Origin of the sequence: Actinoplanes sp. NBC_00393 (assembly GCF_036053395.1) — a bacterium.
Lineage (GTDB): Bacteria > Actinomycetota > Actinomycetes > Mycobacteriales > Micromonosporaceae > Actinoplanes.
Genome location: NZ_CP107942.1, coordinates 4,779,426 through 4,791,559, shown reverse-complemented (window position 1 = coordinate 4,791,559; position 12,134 = coordinate 4,779,426). Strand labels below are relative to the sequence as shown.

Sequence of the window (12,134 nt, the reverse complement as noted above, 5' to 3'; positions counted from 1 at the left end):
TGACCGGCTCTTAGGTGGGCTGGAGACGGTGGGCACCATGACCGTCACCGCCGTGCGCACACCCGCACCCACCACGCAGCATCGGAACCGGCGCTGGTGGGGAGCAGCCGCTGCCGGGCTCAGCCTTGTCATCGTCACCGCGCTCTGGGCACGCAACGGGGGCAGCCTCACCGACCTCACCGGGATCGGCCGGCTCACCGGCCTGTGGGCCTCCGACCTGCTGCTGCTCCAGGTGCTGCTGATGGCCCGGATCCCGGTCGTCGAGCGGGCGTTCGGTCAGGACCGGCTGGCCCGCTGGCACCGGTGGACCGGGTTCAGCTCGTTCTGGCTGATGGTGGCGCACATCGTGACGATCACGCTGGGCTACGCGGCCGGGAACACCAGTTTCCTCGTGCAGCTGTGGGACCTGGTCCGGACGTACCCCGGCATGCTTCTGGCCGCGGCGGGCACGGTGTCGCTGCTGATGGTCGTGGTGACCTCGATCCGGGCGGCCCGCCGCAGGCTGCGCTACGAGTCCTGGCACCTGCTCCACCTGTACGCCTACCTCGGCGTCGGTCTCGCCCTGCCGCACCAGATCTGGACCGGTTCCGAGTTCACCGGCAACGCCTGGGCCCGCGCCTACTGGTGGACGCTGTACCTGGGCGCGGCGGGTGCTGTCCTCGCGTACCGGATCGGGTTGCCGGCCTGGCGCAACCGGCGGCACCGCCTGGTGGTGAGCCGGGTCGTGCCGGAAGGCCCGGGCCTGACCTCGGTGTACCTGACCGGGCAGCGGCTCGGCGATCTGCCGGCGCGGGCCGGGCAGTTCTTCCACTGGCGCTTCCTCGACGGGCCGGGCTGGACCCGGTCGCACCCGTTCTCGCTGTCGGCCACCCCGGGTGCGGACATGCTGCGGATCACCGTGAAGAACCAGGGCGACGGCAGCGCCCGGGTCGCCGCCCTGAAGCCCGGCACCCGGGTTCTGGTCGAGGGCCCGTACGGGAAGCTGACCGGCGAACACTACGACGGCGGCCCGGTCGTGATGCTGGCCTGCGGCATCGGGATCACCCCGCTGCTGTCGCTGCTGGGCGAGCTGCCGTACCGCGACGGCGAGGCGACCCTGGTCCATCGGGTGCGGACCGAGGCCGACCTGGCGTTCCGCGACGAGCTGGAGTGGTTCGCCACCCGGCGCGGCGTGCGGGTGGTGCCGCTGGTGGGCAGCCGGCGTGAGCATCCGGTGACCGACCTGCCGGTGGTCGCGGGGGCGCACGTCTACATCTGCGGCCCGGAGGAGTGGGCTGTCGCCGCCCGTGCCGCGGCCATCGAGGCGGGCGCGCGCCCGGACCGGATCCACACCGAACTGTTCGCCTGGTGATCGGGAGTCTCGGAAAAATGCGACGAATCGTTCTTTGGCTGCTCTCCACCGTCGCCGCGCTGGTGCTGCTGTTCAGCTACCGCACCAGCACCGGCGCCTCGCTCACCTCTGAAGTCGTAGCGAGCGCGCCGGTGGACGCCGGATCCGGCGCCACCTACACCGGCGACACCGTGCAGACCCAGGAGGGCGACGTCCAGGTCGTCATCACGGTCGCCGACGGGAAGATCACCGCGGTCAGCGTGCCGGTGCACCCGTCCGGCAGCGCCCGGCACGACGAGATCAGCGCACGGACGCTGCCGGCGCTGGTCGAGGCCACCCTGGCCGCGCAGAGCGCCGACATCGACTCCGTCTCCGGCGCGACCTACACCAGCGGTGGCTACCAGGAGTCACTGCAGTCCGCGCTCGACCAGGCGGGCCTGGCAGGCTAGATCACATGCGGATCCTGGTGGTGGAGGACGACGCGGCGGTACGCGACTCGCTCGCCCGTACCCTGCGGTTCGAGGGATATCAGGTGCACACCGCCGGTGACGGGCAGCAGGCCCTGGACGCGGTGCGCACCGGCGAACCGGACGCGCTGATCCTGGACGTCAGCATGCCGCGGATGGACGGCCTGACCGCCTGCCGGCAGTTGCGCGCCGACGGGGTGGTGCTGCCGGTGCTGATGCTGACCGCCCGCGACAGCGTCGGCGACCGGGTCGCCGGCCTGGACGCCGGCGCCGACGACTACCTGGTCAAACCGTTCGCCCTGCAGGAGCTGCTGGCCCGGGTCCGGGCGCTGCTGCGGCGGGCGGCACTGGCCGCGCCGGCCGCTGACCTGCTCACCTTCGCCGACGTACGCCTCGACCCGGACACCCGCGAGGTGTGGCGGGGCGAGCGGTCGCTGCGGCTGACCCGTACCGAATTCGCCATTCTCGAGGCGTTCCTGCGCCACCCGCGGCAGGTGCTCTCCCGGGCGCTGCTGTTCGAGCAGGTCTGGGGCTACGACTTCGGCGAGCAGTCGAACAGCCTGCACGTCTACCTTGGCTACCTGCGGCGCAAGCTGGAGGCCGAGGGTGAGACGCGGCTGCTGCACACCGTCCGCGGGGTCGGTTTCGTGCTGCGCGAGGAGCCGCTGTGAGCCCGGCCGCCTGGTGGCGGTCCCGCACCCTGCACGCCCGGCTGTCGTTGCTGGTCACCGGGGCGGTCGCGGCGGCCGTGCTGGTGGTCTCGGTGGGCGCGTTCCTCAGCGTGCGCGAGATCCAGAAGAGCAAGGTGTCGGCCGAGCTGATGGCCGACGCCCGGACCATCGCCGCCGACCCGCAGCAGTGGCTGGCCGCCGAGGGCGCCCGCTACGAGTACCGGCCGGCCGGCGCCGGGCGGGAACTCGGACCGTGCTGGCAACTTCTGGACGCCGCCGGGTCGGTGGTCGGCGGGACGGCCACCCCGCTGCCGGTCACCGACGTGGCCCGGAAAATCGCCGCGGGCGGGCACCGGGAGCTGCAGGAACAGGTCACTATCGGGCCTGGCGACTACCTGATGCTCACCGTGCCGATCGAGGGCGGGGGAGCCGTACAGGTCGCCGTCGACCGGGACCCCGACCGGCGCGTGCTCGCCCTGTTCGCGATCCTGCTGGCTGTCGGCTGCGCGGCCGGGATCGGCGGGGCTGCGCTGCTCGGGCGTACCGTCTCGCGCGCCGGCCTGGCCCCCGTCGACCGGCTGACCGGCGCGGTCGAGGACGTGGCGGTGACCATGGACCTGACCCGGCCGATCGAGGTGTCCGGCGACGACGAGATCGCCCGGCTGGGCCGCTCGGTGAACGCCATGCTCGCCGCCATCGACGCCTCCCGGCGGGCGCAGCGGGCCCTGGTCGAGGACGCGGGGCACGAGTTGCGTACGCCGCTGACCAGCATCCGCACCAACGTCGAGTTGCTGCTCGCGGTGGAACAGCGGCCCGAACTCGCCCACCGCCTGCCACCCTCGGAACGCCTCAAACTCCTCGACGACCTCGACGCCCAGGTGCGCGAGCTGGCCACCCTGACCACCGAACTGGTCGAACTGTCCCGCGAGGAGGGCAGCCGCGAGACGATCGAACAGGTCGACTTCGCCGACGTGGTGACAGCCGCGATCAACCGGGTCCGGATCCGGGCGCCCGGCCTGCAGTTCGACACGCTGCTCACGCCGGTCACGGTCATGGGCCGGCCCGGCGAACTCGAACGCATGGTCGTCAACGTCCTCGACAACGCGGCCAAGTGGAGCCCACCCGGCGGCACCGTCACGACCCGGCTGACCGCGGGCGCGCTCACCGTCGCCGACACCGGCCCCGGCATCGCCGGGGAGGACCTGCCGTACATCTTCGACCGCTTCTACCGCGCCCCGGCCGCACGTTCCATGCCCGGCTCCGGCCTCGGCCTCGCCATCGTCGCGCAGACCGCGGCCCAGCACGGGGGCACGGTCAGCGTCGGCCCCCACCAGCCACACGGCACGCTGATCACAGTGCGACTACCTTTCCGGTACGCGTGACGCCGCCCCCGACCCCACCCACCCCGTCCCCGCTCACCCGGGGCGACCTCAGCGCGTCCCCAGGCCGATGCGCCGCCGCCGGGCTGATGCGGTGGCCCAGCTGTCACCCAGCCGGCCGGACCACTGGGTGAGCCCGGCGGCGGCGCTGGGGCCCGGTGGCGTGCGAAGGTCGCCCCGGGTGAGCGGGGACCGGTGTCGTGCGTACAAGGAATGGGTTTTCAGGTGGCCAGGTAGTCCAGGCCGCGCAAGGTCTCTATGACGCTGGCGATGTGGTCGCGCATCGCGGTCTCCGCGGCCTTCGGGTCGCGGTCCCGGATCGCGGCGATGATGCGTTCGTGCTGGGGCAGTGACTTCTGGGGGCGGCCGGGGACCAGCGAGAGCATGTACTGGTGGCGGACCAGCTGGCCGCGCAGGGTCTCCACGATGCGGTCGGCGGTGCGGTGTTCGGCGATCCGCCGGACCAGGGCGTGCAGCCGCTGGTTGAGGTCGCTGTAGCGGCGGTGCTCGCCGGCTTCGACCGCGCGGCGCATCAGTATGCCGATCTCGTCGAGTTCGGTGGCCTGGTCGTCGGTGACGCGTTCGGCGGCGCGGGCGGCGATCAGACCCTCGACGACCATCCGCACCTCGGTGATCTCGACGGCTTCGGCCATCGACACCTTGCGAACCTGGGCGCCGCGGTTGCGCTGGGTCTCGATCAGGCCTTCGGCGGCGAGGTCCTGCAGCGCGGCGCGGACGTTGAAGCGGCTGGCTTCGAGGCGGGCGCAGAGTTGAGCTTCTACCAGGCGTTCGCCCGGCAGGTACACACCTTTGAGGATGGCGTCGCGCAGCGCGTTCCGGACCTGCGCCGCGGTGTTGATGGCGCGCGCCGGCCGGCGTTTGGTCTGGCGGTCAGAAGGCATCTGCACCCGTTGCTCCTCAGGCCTGTGGCTCCTGGCCCGTTGCTTCTGGTCTGTTGCTCTTGGCCCGTTGCTCCCGGCCGTTCACTCCCGGCTGGTTGTTGCCGGCCCGTTCTGCCTGCCCGTTGTTGCCGGCCCTGCCCGGCTGCCGGCTCGTGCTGCCGCTCGTGCTGCCGGCTCGTGCTGCCGGCTCGTGCTGCCGGCCCGTCGCCGGCAGCCCGTTCGCCCAGCTCAGAACGGACTTACCCACCCGAAGCCTGCCTTGCACCCACAACATTGTCAACAATTGATCCTGGGTTCCGACAGGCTTATTGTTCGTCCCGGCGGCTTTCCAGACATGATTGTCGACAATCAGGAGCGGGCGATGACGCGGATTCCGGTCGTGATCATGCGGGGCGGCGCCTCGAAGGGCGCGTACTTCCTGAGCGCGGACCTGCCCGCCTCCCCGCAGGACCGGGACGACGTCCTGTTGTCGATCATGGGCTCACCGGACCCGCGGCAGATCGACGGCATCGGGGGTGGCGATCTGCGAACCAGCAGGGTCGCCGTGGTGAGCCGGTCAGCCGATCCGGCCGTGGATGTCGACTGTCTCCTGCTGCAGGTGCGGGTCGATGAGCCACGGGTCAGCGCCGGGCTGCTGTGCGCCGACATCCTGGCCGGGGTCGGCCCATTCGCGATCGAGCGCGGTCTGGTGGCCGCGTCCGGCGCGACGACTCCGGTGCGTGTCCGGATGGCCGTTGGCGGCGCGCTCGTGATCGTGCATGTCCCGGTGAAAGGCGGGCGGCCGGAGTACTCGGGGGAGACCGCGATCAGCGGAGTGCCGGGGAGGGCGGCCCGCATCGAGGTCGAGTTCCGGGAAGCCGGGGCGCTGTTGCCGGCCGGCCGGAAGGCCGGGGCGTTGCCGCCGGCTGGGCGGGAGGCGAGGGTGCTGTTGCCGAGTGGGCGGGCGGTTGATGACCTGGGTGAGGTGGCGGCCACCCTGATCGACAACGGGACGCCGCTGGTGCTGGCCGCCGCGTCGTCGCTCGGGGTGAGCGGCTATGAGTCACCGACGCGCCTGGAATACGACGAGCGGCTGCGCCGCCGGGTCGAGGCGCTGCGGATGGCTGCCGGGGAGCGGATGGGCCTGGGTGACGTTCGGGCGGCGATCGACCCGCAGGTCTGCCTGCTGGCCCCGGGCGCTGAGGGCGGCAGCCTGTGCACCCGGATGTTCGTCCCGCACCGCGTGCACCCCGGAATCGAGGCGCTCGCCGCTGTCACCGTCGGCGCCGCGGCTGCCCTGCCCGGCACGATCGCGGCCGACCTGGCGGTGCCGGCCGACTCGAGAGCGGGCCTGGCGGCGGCCGGCATGGCAGCGGGCCTGGCGGCGGCTGGCGTGAGAGCGGCGGCTGGCGTGAGAGCGGCGGCCGGCTTGAGGGCGGCGGCCGGCTTGAGGGCGGCGGCTGGCGTGAGAGCGGCGGCCGGCTTGAGAGCCGGACTGGCTGCGGCGGGCGGCTTGAGTGCGAGCGTGGCGGCGGGTGGCGAGGCGGCGTCGGGCGGCCGCAGGGAGTTCCGGCTTGAACATCCGTCTGGATTCGCTGACGTGGTGGTCGAGACTGACGTCGCCGGAGCGGTGATCACGGTGAGCCGTTCGGCGGTTGTCAGCACGGCCCGGCTTCTGCTCGAGGGCGAGGTCCACGTCCGCGTTTAGCTGCCAATATTGGTGACAATCGAAAACGCCCCGTCACCGCAGGTGGCAGGGCGTTTAGCGTCGCTTCCGGAAAGCTGAACGAAGCCTGAGAAGTGATTTTGTTGACATCATTGGGGACGATTCGTAGCGTGCCCGTTACGCCCGTCACACAAGCATGCCTCGTCCCCCGGCGGCTGCGTGACGAGGCGCGGAAAGGTCCGGGATGTTGGCTTCGAAACTGCGCGGACGCTCAGTCCCGGCCCATCTGGTCCTGCGGGGACAGGTGCTCCACGGTCACGCCGGTCTCGGTGAACGTCCGGGTCACGTGACCCGACGTGTAGACCCACAGGATCCGCAGCGGCTGGTCACCCACATTGCGGAACAGATGGGGGATCGGCGACGGGATGTACGTGGTGTCGTACCGGCTGAGCCGCGTCACCGTCCCCTCGACGAGCACCTCGGCCTCGCCGTCGAGGATCGTCACGTGCTCGTCGCAGTTGTGCGAGTGCATGGGCGCCCCGGTGCCGACCGGGTAGACGCTGATGCCGCTGGTGATCCGGTTCTCGCCGCCGGCCGCGGACGTGGTGATCAGCGGCGTGGTGACGATGGCCCCGCCGCGGTCGAGAACGGGAACCTGCGACGACTTGATGATCACGGTCATGGCCCGAGCGTAGGACTGCCGGGCGCACGTCAGGCGCAGCCTTACCTTGCGTTCGGCGACCTGTGAGGGCGATTTCCCCGTTGTTACGTTCCTGCGAAACATCACCAGCTAGAGGGGCCAGTCGTCGATGAGACTTCCCGTGATCAACCCGGATGACATGACTCCGCGCCAGCGGGAGGTGGCCGAGCGCATCGCCGGTCGCCGGGGCGCGGTCCGCGGACCGTTCCGGGTGTGGCTGAACAGTCCGGAGCTGTGCGACCGGGTCGAGTCGCTGGGCGCGTTCCTGCGCTTCGAGTCCAGCCTGCCGTTGCGCCTGCGTGAGCTGTCGCTGCTGATCGCGGCCCGGCACTTCGACGCCCAGTACTCCTGGAACGCGCACTGGGAGAAGGCGGTCGCCGAGGGCATCCCGGCCGAGGCGGTGCGGGCGATCGCCGAGAAGCGCGAGCCGGCGTTCGCGTACGCCGAGGACCAGGTCTTCTACCGGTTCTGCACCGAGCTGCTGGAGGACCATTTCGTGTCCGCGGAGACGTTCGCCGAGGCGAAGGAGCACTTCGGAGCCCAGGGCCTGGTCGACGCGGTGGGTTCGCTCGGCAACTTCAGCATGCTGGCGATGTGCCTGAACGCCTTCGAGGTGGACCTGCAGGCCGATCGGGAACCGCCTTTTCCTGATATCCGTGGGTACGCCCGGGCCGCCGGATGACGGCGCCGATAGTCCGGGTCAAGGGTGTCACCAAGAGCTTCGGCGGTGCGGCGGCGCTCAAGGACGTGTCGGTGGACTTCCGGCCCGGCGAGGTGCACGCGCTGATGGGCATGAACGGCGCCGGGAAGTCGACGCTCGTACAGATCCTGTCCGGCGCCCTGACCCCGGACACCGGTGAGCTGGAGGTGGGTGGCCAGAAGCAGGACCACCTCACCCCGCGGCAGGCCCGCAAGGTCGGCATCTCCACCGTCCCGCAGCGCCGGGAGCTGGTGATGAGCCTGACCGTCGCCGAGAACATCATGCTCGGCGACCTGCCGACCAGCGGCGCCGTGGTGCGCTGGAAGTCGGTACGCGACACCGCGCAGCGGGCGCTGACCGACCTCGGCATCGCGATCGACGCGGACGCGATCGCCGGCGACCTGACCGTGGCCGAGCAGACCATGGTCGAGGTGGCCCGCGAGGTACGCCGCGGCGGCCGGGTGCTGATCCTGGACGAGCCGACCGCCTGCCTCGGCCCGGAGGCCGCCGCGCAGATCCGCGACCTGGTCGTCCGGCTCCGCGACAGCGGCGTCGCGATCATCTTCATCTCGCATCACATCTCCGAGGTCCTGCATCTCGCCGACCGGATCACCGTGCTGCGCGACGGCGAGGTGACCTGGGCGGGCCCGGCGAAGGACACCGACGAGGCGGGTCTGGTCCGCGACATGGTCGGCCGGGACGTGGTGTCGCAGCGCCCGGTACGCGCCGAGCGCTCACCGGAGGTCGGGATCAGCATTCGCGGGCTCCACGACGGCCGGTTCCTGCAGGGCTTCGACATCGACGTGCACCGCGGCGAGGTCGTGGCCGTGCTGGGCCCGGCCGGCGACGCCCAGTCGCGCCTGTTCGACCTGCTCTCCGGCCGCCGCCGGGCCCAGAGCGGCAGCGTCGAGATCACCGGCCGTCCGCTGCGAAGCGGAAAGATACGGCACTCGCTGGCCAGTGGTCTGCGATGCGTGACCGGCGACCGCCGCCGGCTCGGGCTGATCCCCGGCCTGACCGTCGACGAGAACATCCTTCTCGCGCAGGACCGGCTGGACCGCCGCCGGATGCACAACTGGCGACTGCTCACCAAGCGGGCGGCGCCGTTGCGGGCCGGCTACCGGGTGGTCTCGCTGGCCGAGAACCCGCCGGTGGAGCAGCTTTCCGGCGGCAACCAGCAGAAGGTGCTGCTGGCCAAGTGGCTCGGCACCACGCCCTCGGCGGTGCTGCTCGAGGACCCGACCAACGGTGTGGACGTGGCCGCGATGGCCGAGATCCACAGCCTCGTCGACGAGCTGACCGGCCGGGGCGTCGCCGTCCTGCTGGCCTCCTCGTCCGCCGAGGAGGTGATGCGCCTGGCCGACCGGGTCGTGGTGGTCCGGGACGGCCGGCGGATCGCCGAGCACGAGGTCGACCGCATCACCCGCGACGAACTGATCGCGGCCACGCTGGGAGGAACACTGTGACCTATCAACTGGCGCTCCCCAGAAAGCTGTCGGTTCCGCACGCCGGCCTCCTGCTGGTGCTGGCCGGGATCGTCGTGTTCGCCAGCGTGCGGGCTGACGCGTTCCTCAACACGAACAACCTGCTCAACGTAATGCGCCAGGTGAGCGTGGTGGCCGTGATCGCGGCCGGCCTCACCCTGCTGATGATCGCCGGCGGGATGGACTTCTCGATGGGCGGCAACGTCGCCGTCACCACCGCGGTGGCAGCGCAGATGCTCTCGCACGGCTACTCGACCGCGCTGACCCTCGCCGCGTCGATCGGCCTGTCCATCGCGATCGGCCTCGTCAACGGCATCGTGGTGACCTTCACCAACGTGGCGCCGTTCGTCGCGACGCTGGCCACCGCGACCCTCCTCGACGGGGTGGCGCTGCTGGTCATCAACGGGATGAGCATCTCGATCGGCGACCACCTGTCCACGCTCGGCAACGGCACAACGTTCGGCCTGCCCAACCTGATCTTCGTGGCGGCGCTGGTGCTGGCGGTCACCGCGTTCGTCATGCGTTACACCGCGTTCGGCCGCGACGCTTTCGCGATCGGCGGCAACGAGGAAGTGGCCCGGCTCAGCGGCATCAACGTGGTCCGCGACAAGCTTCTCCTGTACGGCCTCGCCGGCGCCCTGTCCGGCCTGGCCGGCATCATGCTGCTCTCCCGGCTGGCGGCCAGCAGCCCCGGCACCGGCGGTCTGCAGTTGCAGCTGACCGCGGTTGCCGCCGTGGTCATCGGCGGCACATCGCTGGCCGGTGGTCGCGGATCGATCGTCGGGACCATCCTCGGCGTGCTGCTGCTCGGCGTCGTTGCCAACGTCCTCAACCTGCTGCAGATCTCCTCGTACTACCAGCAGATAGCTGTCGGCGCGGTGCTGCTGGTCGCCGCCATCGCGAACCTTCTGCACAACTCGAGAAAGCGATAAGAGATGAAATTTCGAGCAGCAGCGGTCGCAGCGCTCTGTGTGCTAGCGACCGCAGCGTGCAGTGACGAAGCCGGTGCCGGCGGCGACACGGTCACCCTCGGATTCGTCAACGGCGCCAACACCGAGTTCCACACCTGCCTGCAGCGGGCGGTCGACTCGGAGGCGAAGACCGCGGGCGCCAAGCTGATCACCGCCAACTCGAAGCAGGACCCGGCCACCGAGCTGAACAACATCGAGGACATGATCTCGCGCAACGTCGACGCGCTGATCGTGCAGACGGTGAACGTCGACGCGCTGAAGAACGACATCACCAAGGCGAAGAACGCCGACATCCCGATCTTCCTGACCTCGGTGATCACCCAGGACACCTCGGAGATCCTCGGCGCGGTCGTGGTGGACCTGGAGAAGGTCGGCGCGCTCGACGCCGGCTTCATCGCCGAGGACGCCGGGGACACCCCGGTCGAGGTGGGCATCATCGCCGGCGCCCCGGGCGCCGCGTCCGACCTGATGGTGAAGGGCTTCGAGAGCGCCCTGCCGGCCACCGCCACGGTGGTCGCGAACCAGCCGGGCATGTTCAACCGGACCAAGGCGCAGGACGTCGCCGAGAACATGATCCAGGCGCACCCGAACATCGCGTACGCCTTCGTGGCGAACGAGGAGATGGCGTTCGGCGCGCTCCAGGCATTCGAGGCGGCCGGCAAGAAGGTCAAGATCGTCACCACCAACGGTACGGACGAAGGGCTCGCCGCCGTGCAGGACGGCCGGTTCGCCGCCACGGTCGCCAACTCGGCGACGGTGACCGGTCAGCTCGCCGTCAAGAACACGCTCGCCCTGCTCAACAAGGGCACGAGCGAGAAAATCGCGAACACCCCGATCAAGTTGATCACCAAGGAGAACCTCACGGACGCGCCGAAGTACTGTCTGGAGGGCTGACAAAGTGGATCGCATTCTGGTCATGCGCAGTTTCGTCACGGTCGCGAAGGTCGGCAGTTTCAGCGGGGCGGCCAAACAACTCGGGACCTCGGGATCTCTGATCTCCCGGCACGTCGCCGATCTGGAGAAACAGCTCGGCGTGCACCTGGTCAACCGCACCGCCCGCTCGGTCAGCCTGACCGAGCCGGGCCTGCGGTACAGCGAGTTCGCCCAGCGGATCCTGGACGAGATCGACCAGGAGGACGCCCGCATCGCGGAGGCGCACGACCGGCCCGAGGGCCCGCTCTCCATCATCTGTCCCAAGTGGATCGGCGGGCTGGACCTCGGTGACGCGATCGCCGAGTTCTCCGTGGCACACCCCAAGATCGCTGTTCGGTACGAGCTGGGCGGCATGTCCGACCGCACCTACGACTTCCTGGACAGCGGCTTCGACGTCGCGTTCCACACCCGGGACCTGCGGGACTCCAGCGTCCGGCTCAAGCGGATCGCCTCGCTGCCGTTCGTGCTCTGCGCGTCGGACCGGTACGTCGCCAAGCACGGCCTGCTCACCGACCCCAACGACCTCGCCGACCACGACTGCCTGGTGCACGTGAACGACCCGGTCTGGCGGATCGGGCACGGGCACGCCAGCACCCTGCACAAGATCCGGAACATCGCGTTCCAGTCGAACTCGTACGTCGCCCTGCACAAGGCGGCGGTGCACGGCCGCGGCATCGCGCTGCTGCCGAGCCGGTCGGCGTACGACGACCTGGTGGCCGGCAACCTGCGGGTGCTGCTGCCGGAGCTGCCGGTGCCCAGCCGGTCCCTGTACGCGATCTACGGCCCGGCCCCGCAGGTGCCCCGCAAGGTCGAGGTCTTCCTCGGTTACCTGACGAAGTGGTTCGCCGAGAATCCGCTCCCGGTATTCGAACGCGACGCGCAATAAAGGCTTGCGAAATCGCGGGGGTGGACCCGGCGAAAAGGCTCCTAGGATCGATTTCGACACCTGGCA

The 12,134-nt window shown here is 70.4% G+C and carries 12 protein-coding genes; 10 read left to right on the top strand and 2 right to left on the bottom strand.

What is annotated here, in order from left to right:
* Positions 1-37 precede the first annotated feature (37 nt).
* Genes OHA21_RS22540 through OHA21_RS22525 form a run of 4 tightly spaced genes read left to right on the top strand, consistent with a single transcriptional unit; the run spans position 38 to position 3,850 of the window.
* A complete protein-coding gene (locus OHA21_RS22540; RefSeq protein WP_328476683.1) occupies positions 38-1,351 on the top strand; it encodes a ferredoxin reductase family protein in 1,314 nt (437 codons plus the stop codon).
* Between the two features lie 17 nt (positions 1,352-1,368).
* On the top strand, positions 1,369-1,779 hold the full coding sequence (locus OHA21_RS22535) for an FMN-binding protein (RefSeq protein ID WP_328476681.1): 411 nt from the start codon (positions 1,369-1,371) through the stop codon (positions 1,777-1,779).
* A gap of 5 nt (positions 1,780-1,784) precedes the next feature.
* Complete coding sequence (locus tag OHA21_RS22530) at positions 1,785-2,468, top strand: response regulator transcription factor (RefSeq protein WP_328476679.1); 684 nt, start codon at positions 1,785-1,787, stop codon at positions 2,466-2,468.
* Positions 2,465-3,850, top strand: coding sequence for a sensor histidine kinase (locus tag OHA21_RS22525; protein ID WP_328476677.1), 1,386 nt, complete (start codon positions 2,465-2,467; stop codon positions 3,848-3,850). The genes OHA21_RS22530 and OHA21_RS22525 overlap by 4 nt, the downstream gene beginning before the upstream one ends.
* Before the next feature lie 218 nt (positions 3,851-4,068).
* On the opposite strand, the gene OHA21_RS22520 is transcribed toward OHA21_RS22525, so the two are convergent.
* On the bottom strand, positions 4,069-4,749 hold the full coding sequence (locus tag OHA21_RS22520; RefSeq protein WP_328478492.1) for a GntR family transcriptional regulator: 681 nt from the start codon (positions 4,747-4,749) through the stop codon (positions 4,069-4,071).
* A gap of 361 nt (positions 4,750-5,110) precedes the next feature.
* Here OHA21_RS22520 and OHA21_RS22515 point away from each other — a divergent pair, with 361 nt between their 5' ends.
* The gene (locus OHA21_RS22515; protein WP_328476675.1) at positions 5,111-6,436 is read left to right on the top strand and encodes a PrpF domain-containing protein; all 1,326 of its coding nucleotides are present in this window, start codon (positions 5,111-5,113) and stop codon (positions 6,434-6,436) included.
* A gap of 229 nt (positions 6,437-6,665) precedes the next feature.
* Here OHA21_RS22515 and OHA21_RS22510 read toward each other — a convergent pair whose 3' ends face one another.
* The gene (locus OHA21_RS22510) at positions 6,666-7,076 is read right to left on the bottom strand and encodes a cupin domain-containing protein (protein WP_328476673.1); all 411 of its coding nucleotides are present in this window, start codon (positions 7,074-7,076) and stop codon (positions 6,666-6,668) included.
* Positions 7,077-7,203: 127 nt separating this feature from the next.
* Between OHA21_RS22510 and OHA21_RS22505 the strand changes: the two genes are divergently transcribed.
* From OHA21_RS22505 to OHA21_RS22485, 5 genes are read left to right on the top strand one after another with little or no spacing between them, the layout of a single operon-like run.
* Positions 7,204-7,776, top strand: coding sequence for a carboxymuconolactone decarboxylase family protein (locus tag OHA21_RS22505; protein ID WP_328476671.1), 573 nt, complete (start codon positions 7,204-7,206; stop codon positions 7,774-7,776).
* A complete protein-coding gene (locus OHA21_RS22500) occupies positions 7,773-9,260 on the top strand; it encodes a sugar ABC transporter ATP-binding protein (RefSeq protein ID WP_328476669.1) in 1,488 nt (495 codons plus the stop codon). The genes OHA21_RS22505 and OHA21_RS22500 overlap by 4 nt, the downstream gene beginning before the upstream one ends.
* Positions 9,257-10,210 (top strand): ABC transporter permease, encoded by a 954-nt coding sequence (locus OHA21_RS22495; protein WP_328476667.1) that lies wholly within the window; start codon positions 9,257-9,259, stop codon positions 10,208-10,210. Before OHA21_RS22500 ends, OHA21_RS22495 begins: the two co-directional genes overlap by 4 nt.
* Positions 10,211-10,213: 3 nt before the next feature.
* Entirely contained in the window at positions 10,214-11,143 is a 930-nt protein-coding gene (locus OHA21_RS22490) for a sugar ABC transporter substrate-binding protein (RefSeq protein WP_328476665.1), read from the top strand.
* 4 nt (positions 11,144-11,147) lie between these two features.
* Entirely contained in the window at positions 11,148-12,068 is a 921-nt protein-coding gene (locus OHA21_RS22485; RefSeq protein WP_328476663.1) for a LysR family transcriptional regulator, read from the top strand.
* Positions 12,069-12,134: the final 66 nt, after the last annotated feature.

What these genes read in the sequence shown, in the direction of transcription:
- OHA21_RS22540 (WP_328476683.1), top strand. Translation starts at nt 38, where the DNA reads ATGACCGTCACCGCCGTGCGCACACCCGCACCCACCACGCAGCATCGG.
- OHA21_RS22535 (WP_328476681.1), top strand. Translation starts at nt 1,369, where the DNA reads ATGCGACGAATCGTTCTTTGGCTGCTCTCCACCGTCGCCGCGCTGGTG.
- OHA21_RS22530 (WP_328476679.1), top strand. Translation starts at nt 1,785, where the DNA reads ATGCGGATCCTGGTGGTGGAGGACGACGCGGCGGTACGCGACTCGCTC.
- OHA21_RS22520 (WP_328478492.1), bottom strand. Translation starts at nt 4,749, where the DNA reads ATGCCTTCTGACCGCCAGACCAAACGCCGGCCGGCGCGCGCCATCAAC.
- OHA21_RS22515 (WP_328476675.1), top strand. Translation starts at nt 5,111, where the DNA reads ATGACGCGGATTCCGGTCGTGATCATGCGGGGCGGCGCCTCGAAGGGC.
- OHA21_RS22510 (WP_328476673.1), bottom strand. Translation starts at nt 7,076, where the DNA reads ATGACCGTGATCATCAAGTCGTCGCAGGTTCCCGTTCTCGACCGCGGC.
- OHA21_RS22505 (WP_328476671.1), top strand. Translation starts at nt 7,204, where the DNA reads ATGAGACTTCCCGTGATCAACCCGGATGACATGACTCCGCGCCAGCGG.
- OHA21_RS22500 (WP_328476669.1), top strand. Translation starts at nt 7,773, where the DNA reads ATGACGGCGCCGATAGTCCGGGTCAAGGGTGTCACCAAGAGCTTCGGC.
- OHA21_RS22490 (WP_328476665.1), top strand. Translation starts at nt 10,214, where the DNA reads ATGAAATTTCGAGCAGCAGCGGTCGCAGCGCTCTGTGTGCTAGCGACC.